The organism is Streptomyces sp. NPDC058955 (assembly GCF_042741435.1).
Lineage (GTDB): Bacteria > Actinomycetota > Actinomycetes > Streptomycetales > Streptomycetaceae > Streptomyces.
The window spans coordinates 30411-53110 of the sequence record NZ_JBHYKM010000038.1 but is presented as its reverse complement, the minus strand read 5'-3'; the positions used below and the strand labels follow the sequence as shown (position 1 = coordinate 53110).

Below are 22700 nucleotides of genomic sequence, written 5' to 3'. Positions count from 1 at the left end.
TGATCATGGGCCCATGACGACCACTGACGATCCGGCGGAGCCGGCCCGGCCCGCGACGACCGAGGACGCGGCGGTCCTCCAGGACGACGGCACCAAGCGGCAGTTCATCTCCTGGCTGACGCTCGCCTTCATGACCACGGCCTCCGTCGCCTCCCTGCGGCCCGCGCCGACCATGGCCATCTACGGACTGGCCGCCGTCTTCCTCTACCTGCTCCCGGCCGTCGTCTTCCTGCTGCCCACCGCCCTCGTCGGCGCCGAACTCGCCTCCGGCTGGTCCGGCGGCATCTACCGCTGGGTCAGCGAGGCCCTCGGCAAACCGCTCGGCTTCCTCGCCGTCTGGTGCCAGTTCGCCATGACGATCGCCTACTACCCGAGCCTGCTCGCCTACGTCGCCTCGACCTTCGCGTACGTCATCGACCCCTCGCTCGCCGAGAACGGCCTCTACGTCGCGATCGTCATCGTCACCGTCTACTGGGCCGGCGTCTGGATCTCCTCGCGCGGCACCAGGGCCATCGCCGGACTCTCCTCCTTCGGCCTGATCGTCGGCACCCTCATCCCCGGCGTGCTCCTCGTCCTCCTCGGCATGATCTTCCTCGGCCAGGGCAACCCCTCCGCCCAGCCGATGACCGCCGACCACTGGCTGCCGCCGTGGACCGGCCTCGCCAGCCTCGTCCTCATCGTCAACAACTTCCTGTCCTACGCGGGCATGGAGATGAACGGCGTCCACGTCTCCTCGCTGCGCGAACCCAAGCGCGAGTACCCCAAGGCGATGTTCCTGGCCACCGGGCTCGTCCTGCTGATCTTCATCCTCCCGGCCCTCGCCATCGCCTGGGTCATGCCGTCCGAGCAGCTCAGCCTCACCGCCGGCCTCATGCAGGCGTTCGAGGCGTTCTTCGAGCACTTCTCCATCGGCTGGATGACCCGGGTCGTCGGCGTCATGCTGGTCTGCGCCGCCCTCGGCGGCATGCTCACCTGGCTCTCCGGACCCGCCAAGGGCCTCGTCCTGCTCTCCCGCCAGGAGGGCTACCTCCCGCCCGCCTTCCAGAAGTTCAACAAGGCCGGCTCCCCGACGAGCATCATGGTCGCCCAGGGCGTGATCACCACCCTGATTGGCATCCTGTACGCCTTCAGCGACTCCGTCTCCAGCTCGTACTGGATGTTCTCCGTCATCACCGTGCAGATCTACCTGATCGCCTACCTGCTGATGTTCGTCGCGGTCGTCAAGCTCCGCCGCACCCAGCCGCAGGTGGAGCGCGGCTTCCGCGTCCCCGCCGTCACCTGGGTCGCCGCCGTCGGCTTCGTCGCCTCCGTCCTCGCCCTCGTCATCGGCTTCGTCCCGCCCGACCAGTTCGACGGCGAACCCCTCTGGCGCTACCTGCTGATCGTCGGCGGCGGCCTGTTCGTCCTCGGCATCCTCATCCCCGTCCTGCTCCTCAAGTACCGCAAGCCCGAATGGGTCCACCCCGACCACCGGGAACCTTCCGGCACTCCCTGACGTCTGACCCCGTATGCCCGGAAAGGTCACGCGCGCGTCCGCCGTCCTGCTGTTCCTGGGGGCGCTCGCGTACACCGCCTGGGTCCTCGAAGCCGTCGTACGGACCGGTCTCGACCCGGTCCGTACGTACGTCTCCGAACTCGCCGCCGCCGACCAGCCCTTCGGCGGCCTCTTCCGCGCCACCGACCTCGCCGCCGGACTCCTCGTCCTGGCCGGCGCCGCCCTCGGCCTCCGCGCCGCCCGCACCGCCGCCACGGCCGCGCCCGCACCCGGCGTCCCCCGCTGGGCCCGCCCCGACCCCGGCCCCGCCGGCCGCGGCCGCCTGCTCCTCGCCGGCTGGGCCGCCCTCGCCCTCTTCGGCGCCGCCACCGCCCTCGACTCCCGCCTCCCGCTGAGCTGCGCCGCCACCGCCGACCCGGCCTGCGCCGCCCGCGAGGCCGCCGGACTCGTCCCCGCCGCCCACACGGCCCACGCCGTCAGCTCCGGCCTCGCCATGACCGGCGCGCTCGTCGCCATGGTCGCCCTCACCGCCGCCGCCCGCCGGTACGGCCTCTGGCCGCCGCTGGCCCGCACCGGACCCGCCCTCGTCGCCGTCGCGCTCGCCGCCAGCGTCTGGACCCTCGCCGCCGTCGCCGCCTTCGAGTCCGGCCACGGCGGCTGGGCCCTCGGTGCCGCCCAGCGCCTCCAGGTGCTGCTCGTCGCCGTCTGGACCGGCGTCCTCGCCGTCTCGGTCGCCAGGGAAAGGGCCTGAGCATGCCACTCGTACGGATCGGGGGCCTGGCCCACCACGTGGCCGTCGACGGACACGGCCCGGTCTGCGTGCTCTCCGCCGGACTCGGCCTCGGCTGGTTCGACTGGGACCCGGTCGTCCCGCTGCTCGCCCCGCACCGCACCGTCGTCCGCTTCGACCGCCCCGGCCACGGCCTCTCCCAGGGCAGCACCACGCCCCCCACCCTGGCCGGCGAGGCCGGCCGGATCGCCGCCGTCCTCGACGCCCTGCGGCTGCCCGGGCCCGTCACCGTCGTCGGCCACTCCATCGCCGGCTTCCACGCCGAGGGCTTCGCCCGCCTCCACCCCGACCGCACGGCCGCCCTCGTCCTCGTCGACTCCTCCGTCGAGGAACACCCCCGCCCCGGCCGGCTGGGCTGGACCGTCCCCGCCGGGACCGCCCTCACCGCCCTCGGCCTGCCCGCCGCCCTCGGCCCCGCCCTCCGCCGCCTCGCCGTCCGCCCCGACCCGGCCCCGCCCGCCGAGGTCCGCCGGGTCTACCGCACCTCACGCGTCTGGCGCGGCGCCCTGCGCGAGAACGCCCGCTACGGCTCCGTCGCCGCCGAACTCGACGCCCTGCGCCGCGACCGCCCGCTGCCCCCCGGCCTCCCCGTCACCGTCCTCGCCGCCCCCGACGGCTCCGCCCGCTGGGAAGAGCGCCAGCGCGCACTGGCCCGACGGCTCGGCGCCCGCTACGAGGCGGCCGTGCCGTCGGGCCATCTGGTCATGCGGGACGCCCCGGGCACGCTCGCCCGGGTCGTCCTGGAGACGGGTCAGGAAGCGGCGTAGACGCTCGCGCAGAACGCCTTCAGCTGCTCGTCCGACAGCTGCTGGGCCAGATCGGCCTCGCTGATCATGCCGACCAGCCGCTTGTTCTCGATCACCGGCAGCCGCCGGATCTGGTGGCTCTGCATCTCCCTCAGGACCGCGCCCACGTCCGCGCCCGCGTCGATCCAGCGCGGAGTGCCCTGCACGATCGATCCACAGGTGATCTTCGCCGGGTCGTGGCCCATCGCCACACAGCGGACCACGATGTCGCGGTCGGTCACGATGCCGCACAGCCGTTCGTTCTCGTCGGCGACGGGAAGCGCTCCCACGTTCAGGTCGCGCATCAGCTGCGCCGCGCGGTCGAGCGTCTCGTGTTCCGGGATCCACCGGGCTCCCGGGTGCATGATGTCCTTCGCCGTGGTCATGGGGTGCGTACCTTTCGTCGAGCGTCGTTGCACGTACGTCCCCGAGCGCCTTCATTCTGCGGGCACGCGTCGGCCCCCGCGACCGCAGCGGGTCACGGGGGCCGGTGGGGCGTGCCGGGCTCAGGCGGTCGCGCCGCGCTTGCGGAGCATGTCCGCCATCAGCGCGATCTCCGACTCCTGGGCGTCGACCATGCCCTGCGCGAGGTCCCGCTCGATGTCCACCGAGCACTTCTGCACACAGCCCTGCGCCATGTGCACCCCGCCCCGGTGGTGGGCGGTCATCAGCCGCAGGTAGAGGACCTCGGCCTCCTTGCCGGACGCCTTGCGCAGGGCGTCCAGCTGGGTCCTCGTCGCCATGCCGGGCATCAGCGCGCCGTCCCGGGAGGCGGCGTCGCCGGTGACGGGCATGCCCATCCAGGCCATCGGCGCGGTGCCGGACTCGACCTTCGGCAGGCCCCACACGTCGAGCCAGCCCAGCATCATCCCGCGCTGGTTGGCCTGGGTGTTGGCGATGTCGTACGCGAGCCGGCGCACCGACTCGTCCTCCGTCCGGTCACGGACGATGAAGGACATCTCGACGGCCTGCTGGTGATGGGCCGCCATGTCCCGGGCGAAGCCCGCGTCCGCCGAGGCGGAGTCCGGGGTCCGGGGCGCCTCCTCGCGCTCGGCCGAGGCGACCGTGACCGCGCCCGCGGCGAACAGCACCGAGAGGGCGACCGCGGTGACCGCCGCGTACCGGGTGCGGCGGGGGGTCACTGGCCCATCCCCGCGCCGCCCGCGCCGTCGGCGCCGACACCGCCGGTGCAGGCCGCGCCCGGCTCGGGCGTCTGCGCGCCCTGCACGTACTTGGTGAAGAAGGCGTCGACGCGCGGGTCGCTCGCGCTGTCCACGGTGACCTGCTTGCCCCAGGCGGAGAGCATGATCGCGCCGGACTGGTCGTCGACCGGGCTCATCAGCGTGTAGGGGGTGTCGGAGACCTTGTCCTTCAGCTTCTTCACGTCGGCCTCGGCGGCCTTCTTGGTGTACGTCACCCAGACGGCGCCGTGCTCCAGCGAGTGGACGGCGTTCACCTCGGGGACGGCCTTGTCGTAGACGTCGCCGTCGCAGTTCAGCCAGACCGGGTGGTGGTCGCCGCCGACCGGCGGCTTCATGTCGTACTTCACGGCCGTCTCGACGTGGTTGCGGCCGAGCTTCTTCGCGTCCCAGGTCTTCTCGCCGGCGATGGGGGCCTTGGCGGCGGCCTCCTTGGCGTCCTCCTCGTCGGCCTTCTTCATCAGCACGAAGGTGCCGAAGCCGACGAGGCTCAGCACGACGACGGCGGAGACGCCGATGGTGAGGAAGCGGTTGCGGCGCTCACGGGCCTGCTCGGCCCGGCGCATCTCCTCTATTCGGGCGCGGCGGTCGGCGTTGGCGGAACGGTTGGCGGCCATGGTGATGTCGTCCTTCTGGGAAAGAAAAAAGGGGGGGGTGTCGTCGTTCGTTGGGGGAGGCCGGGACGCGGCCTAGGTCCGGAGAACCTGAAGGACGTGCAGGTCCGGGGCGCGGGGCCGGACCCCAGGGCCGCCCGCCGCACCGTCGCCGGCCAGCGCGTCGACGCGCGGCAGCCGGTCCTCGGTGTGCAGCGGCGGATCGAGGGGCGGGGCGCTGAGCACCGCGGGGGAGAGGGACGGGAAGAGGGAGCAGTCGCCCCGGTCGTACGGGCACACGTACGCGGCCCGGCCGGGCCCGGGGACGGGGGTGGCGGCGGGTCCCGGGGACGCCGCGGGGACCGCGGCGGCGGCCCGGACGTGCCCCGGATGGCCGCTCGGCCCGCCCGGACCGCTCCCCAGACAGACGAAGAGCGCGGCGAGGAGCGTCGCCACGGCACTCACCAGTGCCATGGGACGCGCGTGCCGGTACGGGCGTTCGAGCCGCAGGGCTCCCATGGGCGCAGATCGTAGTGGGCGGGAGGGCTCCGTGGGCCGAACGGGGTACGACTTCCGGAGGTCCCCGGTTACCTGTGTCACACCCGGACAGGCAGTATGGGTGTGCAACGTGCGCGAAACCATGTGGTGGGATGCTCAGGTGCCCCCCGATGTACCCGAGGCGGTGGGAGCAGGCGGCCTGACCAGCGAGGATGGGTGTGGAAATGGACAAGCAGCAGGAATTCGTGCTCCGTACGCTCGAAGAGCGCGACATCCGCTTCGTGCGCCTCTGGTTCACCGACGTGCTCGGCTTCCTGAAGTCGGTCGCCGTCGCCCCCGCCGAGCTTGAGCAGGCGTTCGACGAGGGCATCGGCTTCGACGGCTCCGCGATCGAGGGCTTCGCCCGCGTCTACGAGTCCGACATGATCGCCAAGCCGGACCCGGGCACCTTCCAGATCCTGCCCTGGCGGGCCGAGGCCCCCGGCACCGCCCGGATGTTCTGCGACATCCTCATGCCGGACGGCTCGCCCTCCTTCGCCGACCCGCGCTTCGTCCTCAAGCGGGCCCTCGCCAAGGCGTCCGACCTCGGCTTCACCTTTTACACCCACCCCGAGATCGAGTTCTTCCTGCTGAAGGACAAGCCTCTCGACGGCACCCGGCCCACCCCGGCCGACAACTCCGGCTACTTCGACCACACCCCGCAGAACGTGGGCATGGACTTCCGCCGCCAGGCCATCACCATGCTCGAATCGATGGGCATCTCGGTCGAGTTCTCCCACCACGAGGGCGCGCCCGGGCAGCAGGAGATCGACCTCCGGTACGCGGACGCGCTGTCCACGGCCGACAACATCATGACCTTCCGCCTGGTCATGAAGCAGGTGGCGCTGGAGCAGGGCGTCCAGGCGACCTTCATGCCGAAGCCCTTCTCGGACTACCCGGGCTCGGGCATGCACACCCACCTCTCCCTCTTCGAGGGCGACCGGAACGCCTTCTACGAGTCGGGCGCCGAGTACCAGCTCTCCAAGGTGGGCCGCTCCTTCATCGCGGGCCTGCTCAAGCACGCGGGCGAGATCTCCGCCGTCACCAACCAGTGGGTCAACTCGTACAAGCGCATCTGGGGCGGCTCCTCCCGCACGGCCGGCTCGGGCGGCGAGGCCCCCTCGTACATCTGCTGGGGCCACAACAACCGCTCCGCGCTCATCCGGGTCCCCATGTACAAGCCCGGCAAGACCGGCTCCTCCCGCGTCGAGGTCCGCTCCATCGACTCGGGCGCCAACCCCTACCTGACCTACGCGGTCCTCCTCGCCGCCGGCCTCAAGGGCATCGAGGAGGGCTACGAACTCCCCGCCGGCGCCGACGACGACGTGTGGGCGCTCTCCGACTCCGAGCGCCGCGCGATGGGCATCGAGCCGCTGCCGCAGAACCTCGGCGAGGCGATCGCCCTCATGGAGAAGTCCGAACTGGTCGCCGAGACCCTCGGCGAGCACGTCTTCGACTTCTTCCTCCGCAACAAGAAGCAGGAGTGGGAGGAGTACCGCTCCGAGGTCACCGCCTTCGAACTGCGGAAGAACCTGCCGGTCCTCTGACCGATGGGCTACGACCTCCACGTCACCCGCCGCGACCCGTGGTGGGCGGAGGAGGGCCCGGAGATCGCGGAAGGGGAATGGGACGCCCTGCTGGCGGCCGAGCCCGGGCTCGGGGCGTCCCCCCTGTGGTGGCACGACGGGCGCGTCGTCGCCAAGGACCCCGCGCCCGGGGACATCGCCGCCATGCGGCGGGTGGCGGCGCTGCTGTCCGCCCGGCTCCAGGGCGACGACGGCGAGTTCTACGACACCTGAGACGCCCCGGTGGTGAATTCCCTTGCCCCGGGCACCGGGGGGTCTTCAGACTGCCCGGCGTGAAGATCGCATCCGTCGCCACCGAGCGGCTGCTCCTGCATCCCCTGACCGTCCCCGAGGGGGAGCGGATCGCCGCCCGGGCGCCGCTCCCGGGGGAGCGGTGGGGCGAGGGCTATCCGGGGGCGGGCGACCTCGCCTCCGTGAACGCGTTCCTGCGGCGGTGCGCCGAGGACGGGGACCCGGGGCCGTACCGGACGTACCAGATCCGGCTGCGGGAAGGCGGGCTCGTCGTCGGCGGCATCGGCTTCCACGCCCCGCCCGGCCCGGACGGGGCCGTGACCGTGGGGTACGGGATCGTGCCGGGCGAGCGCGGCCGGGGGTACGCCTCCGAGGCGCTCGCGGCGGTGATCGGCATCGCCCGGGAGGCCGGCGCCGCCGTGCTGCGCGGCGACGCCGACCCCGCGAACGTCCCCTCCCACCGCGTGATGGAGCGGGCCGGGATGCGGCGCGTGGCGGAGGGGGACGGCCCGGTGCGGTTCCTGGTGGAGCTGCGCGGCTAACGCTCGGAGAGTTCCGACGGGGCCTCCTGGACCACCCAGCCGTTGCCGTCCGGGTCCTCGAAGGTGAGGAAGGAGTTCCAGGTCTCGCCCTTGCCCTCCTCCCAGCCGGCCGCGCCGACGTGCATCACCGGGGAGACGTCGACGCCCGTCTCGACGAGCGCGATCCGGGCCGCCTCGATGTCGGTGACGCACAGCTGGAGGCCGTGCAGGCCGCCCGGGGGCGTCGTCTTCGTGCCGGGCATCGGCGGCATGCCGGAGAGCAGGGCGATCGAGCAGCGGGAGCCCGGCGGGGTCAGCTGGATGATCCGCGTCCCGGGGGCGACCTCGTCGTCCAGGTCGACGGTGAAGCCGCACCGCTCGGCGTAGAACTCCTTGGCCCGGTCCAGGTCGGTGACGGGGACGGGGACGACTTCCAGTGTCCAGTTCATGGGACCACCGTCCCGCACGCCGCCGCAGAGGCACCGCGTCGACACCCCTCGACCTGACGGAAAATCGTCGTCCCTCCACCCAAATGACCAGATCTTGTCGTTCGGAGAACGAGATAGATCGGCATCGACCGTTCTGGCGTCACGCAACCTCCCTATAGTGACCACGCGTTGGCCGCATCGGCCGTGCCGACGTCAGGTACGCCACAGGAGACAGGACCGATGACGCGCACCTCCACCGCCGGATCCGCACCCGATCCGGCACCCCCGTCCGGGTGCCCCGCCGCCGTCCCGCTCTCCGGACCCGGCTTCCAGACCGACCCGCAGGCCGTCTACCGGGCCATGCGGCGCGACCACGGCTCCGTCGTGCCGGTGGAACTCCCGGGCGGGTTCCCCGCCTGGCTGGTCGTCGGCTACCGCGAGATCCACCAGGTCACCAGCGACCCCGAACTCTTCCCCCGGGACGTCTCCCTGTGGAACCAGTGGCCGCACGTCCCCGCGGACTGGCCGCTGCTCCCCATGGTCGGACAGCCGATGCCCTCCATCTACTTCACGGCGGGCGAGGAACACCGGCGCCACGTCCGGATGGTGGTGCCGGCCCTGGAGGCCGTCGACCCCTTCGAGATCCGCGGCCACTGCGAGCAGCTGGCCGACCGGCTGATCGACGACTTCTGCGGCCGCGGCACAGCCGACCTCGTCGCCGCCTTCTGCGAACCCTTCCCGGTCCTCGTCCTCGCCCGGCTCGTCGGCTTCCCCGACGACGAAGGCGCCGACATCGCCCGGGTGTTGAAGGACCTCGCCGACGGCGGCCCGGAGGCGCAGGCCGCCCACCAGAAGTTCGGCGAGCACATGGCCCGGCTGGTCGCCGCCAAGCGCGCCGAGCCCGGCGACGACGTGACGAGCCGGATGCTCGCCCACCCCGAGGAGTTCACCGACCAGGAGTACATGCTCGACCTGATGGCCATCACGGCCGCCGGACACCTCACCACCGCCGACTGGATCGGCAGCTCCGTCCGGCTGATGCTCACCGAGGACGAGTTCGCCGACTCCATGGCCCGCGGCCGCCGCAGCGTCCCCGACGCCATGACCGAGGTGCTGTGGGAGGAGGGCCCCACCCAGATCCTCGCCGGCCGCTGGCCCGTCCGGGACACCCGCCTCGGCGACCGCCTGGTCAAGGCCGGCGACCTGCTGCTGCTCGGCCTCGGCGCCGCCAACACAGACCCGCTGATCCGCCAGGGCGCCCCCGGCGGGGACCCCTCCCGGCGCGGCGGCAGCGGCGCCCACCTGGCCTTCAGCCACGGCGAGTACCGCTGCCCGTTCCCCGCCCAGGAGATCGCCGAGATCATCGCCAGGACCGGCATCGAGGTGCTGCTCGACCGGCTGCCCGACCTCGAACTCGCCGTCCCCGAGGAGGAACTGGTCCGCCGCCCCTCCGCCTTCCTGCGCGGCACCACCGCCCTGCCCGTCCGGTTCACCCCCGTCCCCACGACAGGAGACCTCTCGTGACCTGCCCGCACGCCGCCGCCCAGGCCGCAGCCGCCGGTGCCCCCGTCGTCATCGACCCGATGGTCCAGGACCTCGACGGCGAGACCGACCGGATCCGCGCGGCGGGACCGCTGGCCCGCATCGACCTGCTCGGCGTGCCCGCCTGGGCCGTCACCCGCCACGCCGACGCCCGGCGCCTCCTGGTCGACCCCCGGCTGGTCAAGGACCTGGACGCGTGGAGCCTGTGGACCAACGGGACCGTCACCCACGCCTGGCCGCTCATCGGCATGATCGACGCCGGCCGGTCCATGTTCACCGTCGACGGCGACGAGCACCGCCGGCTCCGCGCCAAGACCTCCCAGGCGCTCACCCCGCGCCGCCTGGAGGCGATCCGCCCCGACATCGAGAAGTTCACCGCCGAACTCCTCGACGCCCTGGAGGAGGCCGGCCGGGACGGCGCCGTCGTCGACCTCAAGGCCGTCTTCGCGCAGCCGCTGCCCATGCGGGTCGTCGGCATGCTGATGGGCGTCGACCCGCAGGCGAACACGATGCTCACCCGGCAGTACAAGAAGTTCTTCTCGATGCTCACCCCGCAGGACGAGCGGCTCGCCCTCCTCGCCGACCTCGACGTCTTCTACACGGACCTCGTCCGCGCCAAGACCGCCCTGCCCACCGACGACCTGACCTCCGCGCTGATCCTGGCCGACGAGGGCGGCGAGCCGCTGACCGAGGAGGAGGTCGTCGGCAACCTCAAGGCGATGGTCGCCGCCGGCCACGAGACCACCATCGGCCTCGTCCTCAACGCCGTGCGCGCCCTCCTCGCCCACCCCGACCAGCTCCGCATGGTGCTCGCCGGCGAGGTCCCCTGGGACGCGGTGATCGAGGAGACCCTGCGCTTCGACACCCCCACCACCCACCTGCTGATGCGCTTCGCCACCGAGGACATCGAGGTCGGCGACGCGGTGATCCCGAAGGGCGACGGCGTGGTGATCTCCTACCGGGTCATCGGCCGCGACCCCGAGCAGCACGGCCCGGACGCCGACGTCTTCGACATCACCCGCCCGGCGCCCATCCGGCACATGACCTTCGGCCACGGCCCGCACATCTGCCCCGGCGCGGCCCTCTCCCGGGTCGAGGCGGGCATCGCCCTGCCGGCGCTCTTCGCCCGCTTCCCGCGCCTGCGGCTCGCCGTCCCGGACGAGGAGCTGCGCAAGCTCCCGGTGATGACCCAGAACGACCTGGAGTCCTTCCCGGTCCTCCTCGACGCCTGAGCCCCGCGGGGGCTCAGGCGCGCGGGCTCGGCGCCGGCCCGGTCGTCCAGTGCAGCCGGCCGTCCTGGCCGAGCGCGGCCACCCCGCCCGGGCCCGCCGCCGGGGCGCCCGCCAGCGGGAAGTCGGAGAGGCGCCAGGTGCCGCCGCCCGGGATCGGGGCCACCGCGAGCCGGCCCGTCCGGGACCGGAGCGCGACCAGCTCGTCCGCCGCGCTCACCGGGCCGAAGCCCGCGATGCCGCCGGACGGCGGGGCGACCGGGGCCAGCCGGGCGGTGCCCGTGAAGTCCACCGCCCGCGGCTCGCCGGTGGCCGGCACCCGGGACCACAGCCGGATGCCGTCGCCGGTCGGCGCCGGGCCCGCGCTCAGCGCGAGCGTCGTCGCGGGCAGACCCGTCGGCAGCGGCCCGGCCACCGGGCCGCCGTCCGAGGCGCCGGTCCACATCAGGACCGAGCGCGGGGTGCCCGCGAAGACGTATGTGCGCCCCCGGGCGTCGGTCGCCGCCACCGGGTCGCCGTGCAGATCCGCCCCGCCCAGGGCCCGCCACGGACCCCAGGCGCCGCCGGGCGTCCGCTCCCGCCCGACCAGCCGGTGGTCGCCGTCGCGCAGGAAGAGCGAGACCCGCCCCGTGCCGTCCACGGTCACCGCGGGCGCGCTGATGTCCGGCGTCCGGTCGGCCTCGTCGCGCGTCCCGGGCGTGCCCAGCGACCGCCACGCCCCGAACGGGCCGCCCGGCGCGCTCTGCTCCACCGCGACGACCTCGCGCCGGTAGCCGGCCGGGCCCTCGAAGGAGGTCCGGGTGGAGAAGACCGCGATCCGCCCGTCCGGCAGCCGCACCGAACCGACCCCACCGTCCAGACCGCCGCCCGGCAGCAGCTCCGGCCCCCGCCAGGCGCCGCCGGGCGCCCGGTGCCAGATCGCGAGCCGTCCGTCCTGGACGCCGAAGGCCGTCAGACCCCCGTCCGCGGCCGGCTGCAGCCAGCCGGTCGACGAGCCGCGCGCGTACCGCACGGTCCCCGTCCAGCCGCGCCCGCTCGGCCGGCCCGACGCCTTCAGGTCGCCGCACCCCGCCGGGCTGCCGCAGTCCTCCCCGTCCAGCCAGGCGTACGTCTTCAGGCTGCGCAGCTTCTCCTCGGCGGTCCGGCTGTCCAGCGCGCGGGGCAGATCCGTGTTCGGGTAGCCCATGTAGCTCTGCACGCCCACCCGCGGGTGCCCGGGCCTCTCCGCGTACCGGGCCAGCGCCGCCTGCACGAACCGCGCCCCGTAGGCGTGGTCCTGGTGGTCCCGCAGCCGGCCGGTGTGCTCGTCGGTGCCCGGCGTCGGGTCCAGGGTGCGCACGAAGGTCGGCCGGAAGCGGTCGAGGAGCCCCGTCAGCGTCGCGACGACCTGCTCCTTGGAGTACGCGAAGTCCGCGGCGACCGGCGTCCCCGAGGAGAGCTGCGAGCCGAGCGCCGGGATCCGGCCGTGCCACAGGCCCCGCAGGCTCACCGGGCGGTCCGCGGAGGTCGAGCCGGCCTCGCGCAGCTGGAGCCAGACCAGCCGCACCTCGGGCCGGGCCCGCAGGGTGTCCAGCTCGGCCGCGCCGCCGCCGGCCGTCGGGATCACCGTCCGGTCCCAGACCGCGGCGCGGTCCCCGGTGGCCATCTCGGCGTACGCGGCGCGGATGCCGTTCTGCCGGGCCTCGGCGAAGGCCGGCTTGTCCGGCGCGGTCACGGCGGCCTTCCGGCCGGAGCGGGCGTTGACGCCGTTCGACTCGCCCGCCGTCAGGTACACCGTGGTCAGCGGGGCCCGGTCGGCCAGCGACTGCGCGGTGTCCGGATTCATGAAGTACAGGTCGTCGTCCGGGTGGGAGACGAACTGCACCACGGAGAGCGGCGCGGCGGCACGGGCCTCCCCGGCGGCGCCCCGGACCCGCTCGGCGGAGGGCTTCCGCACCGGCGCGGCGGCCGGGGTCCGCGCCTCCGGCGGCGCGGTCGCGGCGTGCGCCGGCGCCTGCTCGCCGGAGGTCGCCGTCAGCACGCCCGCGAGGGTGCCGCCGGTCAGCACGGCGACCGTCGCCGCGGTCACGACGGACCGGCGGTGACGGAAGGGGCGTATGAGGCGGAAGGGGCGGCGGACGGGCATGGCGGGGGAGGGCTTTCTACCTGGGCGACGGGGGCGCGTCGTGAGGAGCGACGGCGGTTCGCGACGGCGGCGGCGACGGGACGAACGACTCACATGGGTACAGGGCCGGAGCGGCCGACGGGTTCCGAAAACGGCCCGATGTGCCCGACGTCACGTGTGATCCGTACCGGATCCGGGCAGGCGAACAGGGTTTTCGGCCACCTCCCCCCGGACGGCTCGGCGACCGCCCGGAACCGGCCCGCCGCACGCCTCCCGCGCCCGTCCCGCACGCCCGCTCCCCCCGCTGCGGATAGGCTCGACGCCGTCGGACGTGCGGCGGAGAGGGAGCGGCGGAGATGACGGTGCCGGGGCGCAGGAGCAGTACGTTCTCACGGCTGCTGCGGCACGGGTTCACCGATCCGTCCGCGGCCGAACGGCTGCTCGACCTGCCCGAGCTGGCCGCGCTCCGCGGCGACCCGGTCCTCCTCGACGCGCTGGGCGCCACCGCCGACCCCGACCTCGCCCTGCGCGGCCTCGTGCGGCTGGTCGAGGCGCAGCCCGAGACCGAGCGGCCCACGCTCACCACCACCCTGCTCTCCGCCAAGCCGTTCCGGGACCGGCTGCTCGGCGTCCTCGGCGCCTCCGAGGCGCTCGCCGACCACCTCGCCCGGCACCCGAGGGACTGGGAGACCCTGGTCACCTACGAGGCGGCCGACCTGCACCCCGGCGTCACCGAGTTCGAGCGCGGGCTCGCCGAGGCGACCGACCCGGTGTCGCTCCGGGTCGCCTACCGCCGCTGCCTCCTCGGGATAGCGGCCCGGGACGTCTGCGGCACCACCGACGTCGCCCAGACCGCCGCCGAACTGGCCGACCTGGCCACCGCCACCCTGCGGGCCGCCCTCGCCATCGCCCGGGCGGCCGAACCCGCCGACGCGGCCCGGTGCCGGCTCGCCGTGATCGCCATGGGCAAGTGCGGCGGCCACGAGCTGAACTACGTCTCCGACGTCGACGTGATCTTCGTCGGGGAGCCCGTGGAGGGGGCCGACGAGGCGAAGGCGATCCAGGCCGCCACCCGGCTCGCCTCCCACCTCATGCGGATCTGCTCCGAGACCACCGTCGAGGGCACCATCTGGCCGGTCGACGCCAACCTGCGCCCCGAGGGCCGCAACGGCCCGCTCGTCCGCACCCTCTCCTCCCACCTCGCCTACTACCAGCGCTGGGCGAAGACCTGGGAGTTCCAGGCCCTCCTCAAGGCCCGGCCGGTGGCCGGCGACCCCGAGCTGGGCAGCGCCTACGTCGACGCCGTCTCCCCGATGGTCTGGCAGGCCGCCGAGCGCGAGAACTTCGTCACCGACGTGCAGGCCATGCGCCGCCGGGTCGTCGACAACATCCCCGTCGCCCAGGTCGACCGGGAGCTGAAGCTCGGCCCCGGCGGCCTGCGGGACGTCGAGTTCGCCGTCCAGCTCCTCCAGCTGGTGCACGGCCGCAGCGACGCCACCCTGCACAGCGGCTCCACCCTGGACGCACTCGCCGCCCTCGCCGCCGGCGGCTACGTCGGCCGCGCCGACGCGGCCCAGCTGGACGAGGCGTACCGCTTCCTGCGCGCGATGGAGCACCGCATCCAGCTCTACCGGCTGCGCCGCACCCACCTCGTCCCCGAGGGCGACGAGGACCTGCGCCGCCTCGGCCGCTCGCTCGGCCTGCGCACCGACCCGGTCGCCGAGCTGAACAAGGAGTGGCGGCGGCACGCCTCCGTCGTCCGCCGGCTGCACGAGAAGATCTTCTACCGGCCGCTGCTCGACGCCGTCGCCCAGCTCGCCCCCGGCGAGATCCGGCTCAGCCCCAAGGCGGCCGGCCAGCGCCTCGAAGCCCTCGGGTACGCCGACCCCGCCGCCGCCCTGCGCCACCTGGAGGCGCTGGCCTCCGGCGTCAGCCGCAAGGCCGCCATCCAGCGGACCCTGCTGCCGGTGCTGCTCGGCTGGTTCGCCGACTCCGCCGACCCGGACGCCGGCCTCCTCGGCTTCCGCAAGGTCTCCGACGCCCTCGGCAAGACCCCCTGGTACCTGCGGCTGCTGCGCGACGAGGGCGCCGCCGCCGAGAACCTCGCCCGGGTCCTCTCGGCCGGCCGGCTCGCCCCCGACCTGCTGCTCCGCGCCCCCGAGGCGGTCGCCATACTCGGCGACCCCGAGGGGCTGAGGCCGCGCGGACGGGACCACCTGGAGCAGGAGGTCCTCGCCGCCGTGGGCCGCGCGGACGACGCCGAGCAGGCCGTCGCCGCCGCCCGCGGGGTGCGCCGCCGCGAGCTGTTCCGCACCGCCGCCGCCGACCTCATCGACGCGTACGGCACCGAGGACAGCCCCCGCGCCTCCGACCCGGGCGCCCTGGTCGACCGGGTCGGCCAGGCCGTCACCGACCTCAACGCCGCCACCCTCGCCGGCGCCCTGCGGGCCGCCGTCCGCGCCGAGTGGGGCGACGAACTCCCCACCCGCTTCGCGGTCATCGGCATGGGCCGCTTCGGCGGCCACGAACTCGGCTACGGCTCCGACGCCGACGTCCTCTTCGTGCACGAGCCGCGCCCCGGCGTCGACGACCAGGAGGCCACCAAGGCCGCCAACCGGGTCGTCACCGAGATGCGCCGGCTCCTCCAGCTGCCCACCACCGACCCGCCGCTGCTGATCGACGCGGACCTGCGCCCCGAGGGCAGGAGCGGCCCCATGGTCCGCACCCTCGCCTCCTACGAGGCGTACTACCGGCGCTGGTCGCTCGTCTGGGAGTCGCAGGCCCTGCTCCGCGCCGCCCCCATGGCCGGCGACCTCGAACTCGGGCAGCGGTTCATCGAGCTGGTCGACCCGCTCCGCTACCCGGCCGAGGGGCTCGGCGAGGACGCGGTCCGCGAGATCCGCCGCCTCAAGGCCCGCATGGAGTCCGAGCGGCTGCCGCGCGGCGCCGACCCCACCCTCCACGCCAAGCTCGGCCGCGGCGGCCTCAGCGACGTCGAGTGGACCGTCCAGCTGCTCCAGATGCGGCACGGCTGGGCCGAACCGGGCCTGCGCACCACCCGCACCCGGGCCGCGCTCTCCGCCGCCCACGCCGCCGGGCTGATCCCGACCGAGGAGGCGCAGACCCTCGACGAGGCATGGGTGCTCGCCACCCGGGTGCGCAACGCGGTCATGCTCGTCCGCGGCCGTCCCGGCGACACCTTCCCCTCCGAGCCGCGCGAACTGGCCGCCGTGGGCCGCTACCTGGGCTACGGGCCCGGCCATGTCGGCGAGATGGTCGACGACTACCGTCGGATCACCCGGCGCGCCCGCGCGGTCGTCGACGAACTCTTCTACGGCGCCTGACCGTTGGGCCGGAGGCCGGCCGGGCTGCCCGCGCCCGGCCGGCCCGATACGATCGCGGCATGGCCCTGCTCATGAGTGACGTGGACCGGTTCGAGAAGGCGCGGCCCCGCCTGGAGGCCATCGCCTACCGGATGCTCGGCTCGTCGGCCGAGGCCGAGGACGCCGTGCAGGAGACCTATCTGCGCTGGCAGGCCGCCGACACCGGGCGCATCGAGGTGCCCGAGGCGTGGCTCACCAAGGTCCTCACCAACTACTGCCTCAACCAGCTCACCTCGGCCCGCGCCCGCCGCGAGACCTACGTGGGCCAGTGGCTGCCCGAACCGCTCCTCGCCGGCGACCCGATGCTCGGCCCCGCCGACACCGCCGAGCAGCGCGAGTCCGTCTCGTACGCCGTCCTCGTCCTGCTGGAGCGGCTCGCGCCCGCCGAGCGTGCGGTGTACGTGCTGCGCGAGGCGTTCGGCTACCCGCACCGGGAGATCGCCGAGATCCTCGACATCAGCGAGTCCGCCAGCCAGCAGATCCTCCACCGCGCCAAGAAGCACGTCTCCGACGGCAGGGCCCGCGCCGAGATCGACGGGGCCGCCGCCCGCAGGATCGTCGAGGAGTTCCTGGCCGCCGCCACCAGCGGCCGCACCGAACCCCTCATCCAGCTGCTCACCCAGGACGCCATCGCCGCCGGCGACGGCGGCGGCAAGGTCCCCGCCCGGGCCAGGGCCTTCGAGGGCGCGAAGGCGGTCGCGGCCTTCCTGCGCGGCCTGTTCAAGCCGGCCCCGGCCAAGCGGGCCCTGGTCGGCGGCGTCCCGGACCTCTACGCCGGCACCGCCAACGGCGAGCCCGCGATCATCGTGGTCGTGGAGGGCCGGGTCGTCGGGATCTCCTGCCTGGAGGTCACCCCGGACGGCATCGTCGCCGTCCGCAGCCAGGTGAACCCGGACAAGCTGCACCGGGCCACCGAGCGCTGGGCGGCGGAGGAGCACGGGGCGCCGCTGCACACCCTCTGACGCCCCCCGAGGCGTGTGACGCAGGTCACATCCGAATCCTGTCAGGGAATGCCGGGCCGCCCGGTTCAAGGTGCGAACCCACGCCGGAGAAACGGCGCGGACCCCGCGCAGACAGGAGCACGGTCATGCAGCACCGCATCGTCGTCCTCGGAGCCGGCTACACCGGAGCCGTCGCCGCCGGCCGCCTCGCCAAGCGGCTGCACCGCGAGGACGTGCGCATCACCCTCGTCAACCCCGAGCCCGACTTCGTCGAGCGCGTCCGCCTGCACCAGCTCGCGGCCGGCCAGGACCTCACCCCCCGCCCCTTCGACGAGATGTTCGCCGGCACCGGCGTCGAGCTGAGGCTCGCCCGGGTCGCCGCCGTCGACGCCGACCGCAGGGCGGTCACCCTGGACACCGGCGCCGGACGCGAGGAGCTGGCGTACGACTCCCTGGTCTACGCCGTCGGCAGCGGCTGGAACCACGGGGGAGTCCCCGGCGTCGCCGACCACGCCCACGAGCTGGCGAGCCGCCCCGGCGCCCTCCGGCTCCGCGCCCGGCTGGCCGGGCTGGCGGCGGGCGGGACCGTGGTGGTGGTCGGCGGCGGCCTGACCGGCCTGGAGGCCGTGACCGAGATCGCCGAGAGCCGCCCCGACCTCGACGTGGCCCTGGTCGCGCGGGGCGCCCTCGGCGACTGGCTCTCCGAGAAGGGCCGCGCCCACCTGCGGAAGGTCACGGCCGGACTCGGCATCACCGTCCACGAGCACCGGGCGGTCGCCGAGGTGGCCGCGGACCGGCTGACCACCGCCGACGGCACGGTCGTCCCGGCCGACGTCACCGTCTGGACCACCGGCTTCGCCGTCCACCCCCTCGCCGAGGGCACCGGTCTGGAGCTGGCCGCCGACGGCCGGATCGTGGTCGACGCCACCATGCGCTCGGTCTCCCACCCCGACGTCTACGCGATCGGCGACGCGGCGACGGCCGTCGGCCCGGGCGGCAAGCCGCTCCGGATGTCCTGCGCCTCGGGCGTCCCGATGGCCTGGCAGGCCGCCGACGCCCTCGCCGCCCGGCTCACCGGCGCCAAGGTGCCCAGGGTTCCCATCCGCTACGCCCAGCAGTGCGTCTCGCTGGGCCGCGGCGAGGGTCTGATCCAGTTCGTCACGGCGGACGACCGGGCCAAGGAGAAGGCCCTCACCGGCCGGCTCGCCGCCCGCTACAAGGAACTCATCTGCAAGGGCGCCGCCTGGGGCGTCGCCCACCCGACCCTCGGCCTCCCCGCCCGCCGCCGACGCGTGGCCGCCGCGGCGGTCCGGGACGCCGCCCCGGCGGAGGCGATCGCCTGAGCGGCCCGCGCGCCGACACGCGCCCGCGCCACCGGGCAGCTGATGCCGCTCCGGCTGCGCCTCTACGGTTCGCTGGGCACCGGCGACTTCGACGTCGCCGTCTGCGTCACCGACCGGAGCTGACCGGCTCCTCCTGGTCGGCGGCCTCCGGCGCGTCCGTCCCCTTCGCGGGGGCGGACGCCGACGGTTCGGCGACCGTGAGCGGCTCGATCCGCTTCGACAGGCGGTGCGGCCAGGTGCCGTACCAGAAGTAGGCGACGAGGAAGCCGAAGCCGAGGCAGATCATGCCGCCCACGGCGTCCAGCCAGAAGTGGTTGGCGGTCGCGACGATGACGACCAGCGTGGCCGCCGGGTAGAGCATCCCGAGGATCCGGGCCCAGGGCGCCTTGGCGAGGAAGAAGATGGTCAGCCCGCACCAGAGCGACCAGCCGATGTGCATCGACGGCATCGCCGCGTACTGGTTCGACATGTGCTTGAGGTCGCCGGAGGCCATCGAGCCCCAGGTGTGGTGCACCAGGACGGTGTCGACGAAGTCCTTGCTCTCCATCAGCCGGGGGGGCGCGAGCGGATACAGGTAGTAGCCGACCAGGGCCACGGCGGTGGTGGCGAAGAGGACGGTGCGGAACGCGGCGTAACGGCCCGGCTGCCATCGGTACAGCCACACGAGCACACCGATGGTGACGATGAAGTGCAGCGTCGCGTAGTAGTAGTTCATCGTCACGATGAGCCATGTCACCGAGTTCACGGCGTGGTTGACCGCGTGCTCGAAGGCGAGGCCGAGGGACTCCTCGGTCCGCCAGATCCAGTCCGCGTTCTTCAGCGCCTCGGCCTTCTGCTCCGGCACCGCGTTGCGGATCAGCGAGTACACCCAGTAACTGACCGCGATCAGCAGCAGTTCGAACCAGATGCGGGGACGCCGGGGACTGCGCGCACGCAGCCATGCCCACCGGCCGTCGGCCACGATGGGTGACGACGGGGTCGTCCGGTCGTCCAAACTCTTCACGGTCGTTTCACCCATAGGCAGAGAGTTTGCCAGATCCACGCCCCCCGACCGATCATCCCTCGGTCGGGTGTGCGGCGCACCCTCTCCGTCTCAGGGACGAGATACCCGGGTACTACGGAGCGGACGGCGCCGAGGCGGTGGAGCCGCGGACCACCAGCTCCGGCATGAAGACGAACTCGGAGTGCGGGGCCGGGGTGCCGCCGACCTCCTCCAGGAGGGCCCGGACCGCCGCCTGCCCCATCGCCTGCACGGGCTGCCGGATGGTGGTGAGCGGCGGATCGGTGAAGGCTATGAGGGGCGAGTCGTCGAAGCCGACGACGGAGACGTCCCGGGGCACGTCGAGACCCTGCTGGCGGGCCGCCCGGATCGCGCCGAGCGCCATCATGTCGGAGGCGCAGACCACCGCCGTGCAGCCCCGGGAGATCAGGGCCGAGGCAGCCGCCTGGCCGCCCTCCAGGGTGTAGAGGGAGTGCTGGATCAGTTGCTCGGACTCCTCCGGGGCGAGGCCGAGGCGGTCCCGCATCCCCTTCTGGAAGCCCTCGATCTTGCGGAGCACCGGCACGAACCGCTTCGGTCCGACGGCCAGCCCGATCCGGGTGTGGCCGAGGGCGGCGAGGTGGGTGACCGCCAGCTGCATCGCGGCCCGGTCGTCGGGGGAGACGAAGGGCGCCTGCACCTTGGGGGAGAAGCCGTTGATGAGGACGTACGGGACGCCCTTGCCCCGCAGCTGGTCGTAGCGGGAGGTGTCCGCCGTGGTGTCCGCGTGCAGACCCGAGACGAAGATGATGCCGGAGACCCCGCGCTCCACCAGCATGTCGGTGAGCTCGTCCTCGGTGGACCCGCCGGGGGTCTGGGTGGCGAGCACCGGGGTGTAGCCCTGGCGGGTCAGGGCCTGCCCGATGACCTGCGCGAGGGCCGGGAAGATGGGGTTGTCCAGTTCGGGGGTGATCAGCCCGACCAGGCCGGCGCTGCGCTGCCGCAGCCGGACCGGTCGCTCGTAGCCGAGCACGTCGAGGGCGGCAAGGACGGATTCACGGGTGGCCGTGGCCACACCGGGCTTGCCGTTGAGCACGCGGCTGACTGTGGCTTCACTGACCCCCGCCTGGGCTGCGATGTCGGCGAGCCGCGCGGTCATGACAGTGGACTGTACCGGTCACAGCGCGTATTGCCCACCAGTGGGGCGGCAGCCCTTCGGGCCGCGGCGGGCCGCAAGACGACCGCAAGGTCTTGCAGGTCTTGCGAAGGAACGCGCGGGGCGGTTGTTGCGGAGGAAACGATTCCGCGCGGAGGAAGGGGCGCCTCCGGGGGCGCGTACGGCGGGAGATATCGGACGAAGGGGCGGAAGGAACCCTTCCGAGCCGCTGTCAAGCGGCCCGACGGCAACCTTCGGGACACGTGGATGTAACGATCCCCGGTCCTTGCAGAAATTTCACGCAAGGTCTTTCGGCTCGTTTTCATCCCTGTTACGTTCCTGGCAACCCGGAGCGCCGCGAGGGAGCGGTCGCAATGAGGAAGGTTCCAGCCCCTCGTCTCCCCGGGATCATGTTGAAGGAGTTCACATGCGGCGTGGCATAGCGGCCACCGCGCTGGTCGCGGCCCTGGGCGTCACCCTGGCGGCGTGCGGCGGGAGCGACAGCGGTTCCACCGGCGGCTCGAAGGGCTCGGGCGAGCTCTCCGGCACCGTGACCTGGTGGGACACCTCCACGGTCGGCTCCGAGGACAAGGTCTTCAAGAAGCTCGCCGAGGACTTCACCAAGAAGCACCCCAAGGTCACGGTCAAGTACGTGAACGTGCCCTTCGGTGAGGCGCAGAACAAGTTCAAGAACGCCGCGCAGTCCGGCTCCGGCGCCCCCGACGTGATCCGCTCCGAGGTCGCCTGGACCCCCGAGTTCGCCGACCTCGGCTACCTCGCCCCGCTGGACGGCACCGCCGCTCTGAAGAACCAGGACGACTTCCTGGAGCAGGCCGCCGCCTCCACCAAGTACAACGGCAAGACCTACGCCGTCCCGCAGGTCATCGACTCCATGGGCATCTTCTACAACAAGAAGATCCTCAAGGAGGCCGGCGTCGAGGTGCCGAAGAGCATCGCCGAGCTGAAGACCGTCTCAGCCAAGATCAAGGAGAAGACCGGCAAGACCGGCCTGTACCTCCGCGGCGACGACCCGTACTGGTTCCTCTCCTTCCTGTACGGCGAGGGCGGCGACCTGGTCGACGCGGAGAACAAGAAGGTCACCTTCGACGGCCCGGAGGGCGTCAGCGCCTTCAAGACGGTCAAGGACCTGGTCGACTCGAAGGCCGCGATCACCGACGCGACCAACGGCTGGGACAACATGCAGGCGTCCTTCAAGGACGGCAAGGTCGCCATGATGATCAACGGCCCGTGGGCCGTGGCCGACACCTACGCCGGCAAGGAGTTCGCCGACAAGGCGAACCTCGGCATCGCCCCCGTCCCGGCGGGCTCCGCCGGCCAGGGCGCCCCGCAGGGCGGCCACAACCTCGCCGTCTACGCCGGCTCCAAGAACCTGGACGCCTCCTACGCCTTCGCCGAGTACATGACCTCGGCCGAGAGCCAGGCCAAGGTCGCCAAGGAGCTCAGCCTCCTCCCGACCCGCCAGTCCTCCTACCTGGAGAAGGACGTGGCGAAGAACGAGATGATCGCGTTCTTCAAGCCGGTCGTCGAGAAGGCCGTCGAGCGCCCGTGGATCCCCGAGGGCGGCAGCCTCTTCGAGCCGGTCAAGGTCGAGTACACCAAGGTCCTCACCGGCCAGACCACCCCGGAGGCCGGCGCCAAGGCCGTCGGCGACGCCTACCGCAAGCTCCTGAAGGACTGGAAGTAAGAAGGAAGGCAGGCCGGCTGATGGCTGTGGACACCCCCAGCCAGTCGGTGGCGAAGGGCGCGGGGGGGGCCCGAGCCCCGGCGGCGGGGCCCCGCGCGAGGTGGGGCCCCGGGGGGGGGGGGCGGCCGCGCGGCCCCCCCCCGGAACCCCGCG

Annotated in this window: 20 protein-coding genes; 12 read left to right on the top strand and 8 right to left on the bottom strand. The window is 73.3% G+C overall.

The window, feature by feature from the left end:
* The first annotated feature begins 13 nt into the window (after window positions 1-13).
* Genes ACFW1I_RS17245 through ACFW1I_RS17235 form a run of 3 tightly spaced genes read left to right on the top strand, consistent with a single transcriptional unit; the run spans window position 14 to window position 3052 of the window.
* Window positions 14-1495 carry an APC family permease gene (locus tag ACFW1I_RS17245; RefSeq protein ID WP_384670496.1) on the top strand — a complete coding sequence of 494 codons (1482 nt, stop codon included), beginning with the start codon at window positions 14-16 and terminating at the stop codon, window positions 1493-1495.
* A gap of 13 nt (window positions 1496-1508) precedes the next feature.
* Window positions 1509-2246: a DUF998 domain-containing protein gene (locus ACFW1I_RS17240; RefSeq protein WP_384670495.1), complete on the top strand. Its 738-nt coding sequence runs from the start codon at window positions 1509-1511 to the stop codon at window positions 2244-2246.
* A gap of 2 nt (window positions 2247-2248) precedes the next feature.
* Window positions 2249-3052, top strand: a complete 804-nt coding sequence (locus tag ACFW1I_RS17235) for an alpha/beta fold hydrolase (protein WP_384670494.1) — start codon at window positions 2249-2251, stop codon at window positions 3050-3052.
* On the opposite strand, the gene ACFW1I_RS17230 is transcribed toward ACFW1I_RS17235, so the two are convergent.
* From ACFW1I_RS17230 to ACFW1I_RS17215, 4 genes are all read right to left on the bottom strand, one after another.
* On the bottom strand, window positions 3037-3456 hold the full coding sequence (locus tag ACFW1I_RS17230) for a CBS domain-containing protein (protein ID WP_384670493.1): 420 nt from the start codon (window positions 3454-3456) through the stop codon (window positions 3037-3039). The genes ACFW1I_RS17235 and ACFW1I_RS17230 overlap by 16 nt on opposite strands.
* Before the next feature lie 120 nt (window positions 3457-3576).
* Entirely contained in the window at window positions 3577-4212 is a 636-nt protein-coding gene (locus ACFW1I_RS17225) for a DUF305 domain-containing protein (protein ID WP_384670492.1), read from the bottom strand.
* Entirely contained in the window at window positions 4209-4886 is a 678-nt protein-coding gene (locus ACFW1I_RS17220; protein ID WP_384670491.1) for a DUF3105 domain-containing protein, read from the bottom strand. Before ACFW1I_RS17220 ends, ACFW1I_RS17225 begins: the two co-directional genes overlap by 4 nt.
* 72 nt (window positions 4887-4958) lie before the next feature.
* Window positions 4959-5381, bottom strand: a complete 423-nt coding sequence (locus tag ACFW1I_RS17215) for a hypothetical protein (RefSeq protein WP_384670490.1) — start codon at window positions 5379-5381, stop codon at window positions 4959-4961.
* A gap of 203 nt (window positions 5382-5584) precedes the next feature.
* Here ACFW1I_RS17215 and ACFW1I_RS17210 point away from each other — a divergent pair, with 203 nt between their 5' ends.
* The 3 genes from ACFW1I_RS17210 to ACFW1I_RS17200 are packed head-to-tail and all read left to right on the top strand — an operon-like array spanning window position 5585 to window position 7758.
* Complete coding sequence (locus ACFW1I_RS17210; protein ID WP_384670489.1) at window positions 5585-6946, top strand: glutamine synthetase family protein; 1362 nt, start codon at window positions 5585-5587, stop codon at window positions 6944-6946.
* Between the two features lie 3 nt (window positions 6947-6949).
* Window positions 6950-7198 carry a hypothetical protein gene (locus tag ACFW1I_RS17205; protein WP_384670488.1) on the top strand — a complete coding sequence of 83 codons (249 nt, stop codon included), beginning with the start codon at window positions 6950-6952 and terminating at the stop codon, window positions 7196-7198.
* 59 nt (window positions 7199-7257) lie between these two features.
* Window positions 7258-7758: a GNAT family N-acetyltransferase gene (locus tag ACFW1I_RS17200; RefSeq protein WP_384670486.1), complete on the top strand. Its 501-nt coding sequence runs from the start codon at window positions 7258-7260 to the stop codon at window positions 7756-7758.
* On the opposite strand, the gene ACFW1I_RS17195 is transcribed toward ACFW1I_RS17200, so the two are convergent.
* Window positions 7755-8186: a VOC family protein gene (locus ACFW1I_RS17195; RefSeq protein WP_384670484.1), complete on the bottom strand. Its 432-nt coding sequence runs from the start codon at window positions 8184-8186 to the stop codon at window positions 7755-7757. The two genes, ACFW1I_RS17200 and ACFW1I_RS17195, sit on opposite strands and share 4 nt — an antisense overlap.
* A gap of 219 nt (window positions 8187-8405) precedes the next feature.
* On the opposite strand from ACFW1I_RS17195, the gene ACFW1I_RS17190 reads away from it, so the two are divergent.
* Window positions 8406-9689 (top strand): cytochrome P450, encoded by a 1284-nt coding sequence (locus tag ACFW1I_RS17190; RefSeq protein ID WP_384670482.1) that lies wholly within the window; start codon window positions 8406-8408, stop codon window positions 9687-9689.
* Window positions 9686-10939 carry a cytochrome P450 gene (locus ACFW1I_RS17185; protein WP_384670481.1) on the top strand — a complete coding sequence of 418 codons (1254 nt, stop codon included), beginning with the start codon at window positions 9686-9688 and terminating at the stop codon, window positions 10937-10939. The genes ACFW1I_RS17190 and ACFW1I_RS17185 overlap by 4 nt, the downstream gene beginning before the upstream one ends.
* Window positions 10940-10952: 13 nt before the next feature.
* On the opposite strand, the gene ACFW1I_RS17180 is transcribed toward ACFW1I_RS17185, so the two are convergent.
* Window positions 10953-13004, bottom strand: coding sequence for a PIG-L family deacetylase (locus ACFW1I_RS17180; protein ID WP_384670480.1), 2052 nt, complete (start codon window positions 13002-13004; stop codon window positions 10953-10955).
* Between the two features lie 392 nt (window positions 13005-13396).
* On the opposite strand from ACFW1I_RS17180, the gene ACFW1I_RS17175 reads away from it, so the two are divergent.
* From ACFW1I_RS17175 to ACFW1I_RS17165, 3 genes are all read left to right on the top strand, one after another.
* The gene (locus ACFW1I_RS17175) at window positions 13397-16384 is read left to right on the top strand and encodes a bifunctional [glutamine synthetase] adenylyltransferase/[glutamine synthetase]-adenylyl-L-tyrosine phosphorylase (protein WP_384670479.1); all 2988 of its coding nucleotides are present in this window, start codon (window positions 13397-13399) and stop codon (window positions 16382-16384) included.
* Window positions 16385-16443: 59 nt separating this feature from the next.
* A complete protein-coding gene (locus ACFW1I_RS17170; protein ID WP_384670477.1) occupies window positions 16444-17385 on the top strand; it encodes an RNA polymerase sigma-70 factor in 942 nt (313 codons plus the stop codon).
* Window positions 17386-17510: 125 nt separating this feature from the next.
* Window positions 17511-18707, top strand: coding sequence for an NAD(P)/FAD-dependent oxidoreductase (locus tag ACFW1I_RS17165; protein ID WP_384670476.1), 1197 nt, complete (start codon window positions 17511-17513; stop codon window positions 18705-18707).
* A gap of 106 nt (window positions 18708-18813) precedes the next feature.
* Here ACFW1I_RS17165 and ACFW1I_RS17160 read toward each other — a convergent pair whose 3' ends face one another.
* Both ACFW1I_RS17160 and ACFW1I_RS17155 read right to left on the bottom strand, forming a co-directional pair.
* The gene (locus ACFW1I_RS17160) at window positions 18814-19725 is read right to left on the bottom strand and encodes a phosphatase PAP2 family protein (protein ID WP_384670475.1); all 912 of its coding nucleotides are present in this window, start codon (window positions 19723-19725) and stop codon (window positions 18814-18816) included.
* 97 nt (window positions 19726-19822) lie between these two features.
* Complete coding sequence (locus ACFW1I_RS17155; RefSeq protein WP_384670474.1) at window positions 19823-20845, bottom strand: LacI family DNA-binding transcriptional regulator; 1023 nt, start codon at window positions 20843-20845, stop codon at window positions 19823-19825.
* A gap of 424 nt (window positions 20846-21269) precedes the next feature.
* Between ACFW1I_RS17155 and ACFW1I_RS17150 the strand changes: the two genes are divergently transcribed.
* Entirely contained in the window at window positions 21270-22547 is a 1278-nt protein-coding gene (locus ACFW1I_RS17150; protein WP_384670473.1) for an extracellular solute-binding protein, read from the top strand.
* Window positions 22548-22700 lie beyond the last annotated feature (153 nt).

What these genes read in the sequence shown, in the direction of transcription:
- ACFW1I_RS17245 (WP_384670496.1), top strand. Translation starts at nt 14, where the DNA reads ATGACGACCACTGACGATCCGGCGGAGCCGGCCCGGCCCGCGACGACC.
- ACFW1I_RS17240 (WP_384670495.1), top strand. Translation starts at nt 1,509, where the DNA reads ATGCCCGGAAAGGTCACGCGCGCGTCCGCCGTCCTGCTGTTCCTGGGG.
- ACFW1I_RS17235 (WP_384670494.1), top strand. Translation starts at nt 2,249, where the DNA reads ATGCCACTCGTACGGATCGGGGGCCTGGCCCACCACGTGGCCGTCGAC.
- ACFW1I_RS17230 (WP_384670493.1), bottom strand. Translation starts at nt 3,456, where the DNA reads ATGACCACGGCGAAGGACATCATGCACCCGGGAGCCCGGTGGATCCCG.
- ACFW1I_RS17220 (WP_384670491.1), bottom strand. Translation starts at nt 4,886, where the DNA reads ATGGCCGCCAACCGTTCCGCCAACGCCGACCGCCGCGCCCGAATAGAG.
- ACFW1I_RS17215 (WP_384670490.1), bottom strand. Translation starts at nt 5,381, where the DNA reads ATGGGAGCCCTGCGGCTCGAACGCCCGTACCGGCACGCGCGTCCCATG.
- ACFW1I_RS17210 (WP_384670489.1), top strand. Translation starts at nt 5,585, where the DNA reads ATGGACAAGCAGCAGGAATTCGTGCTCCGTACGCTCGAAGAGCGCGAC.
- ACFW1I_RS17205 (WP_384670488.1), top strand. Translation starts at nt 6,950, where the DNA reads ATGGGCTACGACCTCCACGTCACCCGCCGCGACCCGTGGTGGGCGGAG.
- ACFW1I_RS17195 (WP_384670484.1), bottom strand. Translation starts at nt 8,186, where the DNA reads ATGAACTGGACACTGGAAGTCGTCCCCGTCCCCGTCACCGACCTGGAC.
- ACFW1I_RS17190 (WP_384670482.1), top strand. Translation starts at nt 8,406, where the DNA reads ATGACGCGCACCTCCACCGCCGGATCCGCACCCGATCCGGCACCCCCG.
- ACFW1I_RS17175 (WP_384670479.1), top strand. Translation starts at nt 13,397, where the DNA reads ATGACGGTGCCGGGGCGCAGGAGCAGTACGTTCTCACGGCTGCTGCGG.
- ACFW1I_RS17170 (WP_384670477.1), top strand. Translation starts at nt 16,444, where the DNA reads ATGGCCCTGCTCATGAGTGACGTGGACCGGTTCGAGAAGGCGCGGCCC.
- ACFW1I_RS17165 (WP_384670476.1), top strand. Translation starts at nt 17,511, where the DNA reads ATGCAGCACCGCATCGTCGTCCTCGGAGCCGGCTACACCGGAGCCGTC.
- ACFW1I_RS17160 (WP_384670475.1), bottom strand. Translation starts at nt 19,725, where the DNA reads ATGGGTGAAACGACCGTGAAGAGTTTGGACGACCGGACGACCCCGTCG.
- ACFW1I_RS17155 (WP_384670474.1), bottom strand. Translation starts at nt 20,845, where the DNA reads ATGACCGCGCGGCTCGCCGACATCGCAGCCCAGGCGGGGGTCAGTGAA.
- ACFW1I_RS17150 (WP_384670473.1), top strand. Translation starts at nt 21,270, where the DNA reads ATGCGGCGTGGCATAGCGGCCACCGCGCTGGTCGCGGCCCTGGGCGTC.